Raw genomic sequence first — 469 nt, 5'->3', positions numbered from 1 at the left:
CCCTTCGTCCGACGACTGACGACGCGCTCGCACATCATGTCCAGTGCCTTGTTCAGGATGCCGACAGTGCGCATGGCGTGGTGGATGCGACCGCCGCCGAGCCGTGATTGTGCTACTTTGAAACCTTCCCCGACGGGACCAAGCGTATTGCTCACTGGCACGCGGCAGCCTCTGAAGCGGATGTAGCCGTGGACGCCGGAGCCAATTTCGTCCTTCGGCCCCACCGCCGTGTTACGCACGATTTCCATTCCCGGCGTGGGATTTGGAACGATGATCATGCTCGAGCCTTCGTGCACCGGCACGTCCGGGTCGGTGATGGTCATCACAATGAGGAATTCGGCGACGCATGCATGACTGGCGAACCACTTCTCGCCGTCGATCACCCAGTCTTCTCCGTCGCACCTCGCACGGCACGTGAATTCACCGGGATCGGAGCCCGCCTGAGGCTCGGTCATCGAGTAGCATGACA

1 protein-coding gene is annotated in these 469 nt (G+C 61.4%); it reads right to left on the bottom strand.

Going from position 1 to position 469, the window contains the following annotated elements; translation table 11 throughout:
* On the bottom strand, nt 1-455 hold a 455-nt coding region (locus LK12_RS23475; protein WP_231568480.1), incomplete at its 3' end, for an acyl-CoA dehydrogenase family protein.
* Nucleotides 456-469: the final 14 nt, after the last annotated feature.

It is taken from the genome of Novosphingobium malaysiense (assembly GCF_000802225.1).
GTDB classification, from domain to species: domain Bacteria; phylum Pseudomonadota; class Alphaproteobacteria; order Sphingomonadales; family Sphingomonadaceae; genus Novosphingobium; species Novosphingobium malaysiense.
Note: the sequence above shows the minus strand (reverse complement) of the source record. Positions and strands in the feature narration are given on the sequence as shown.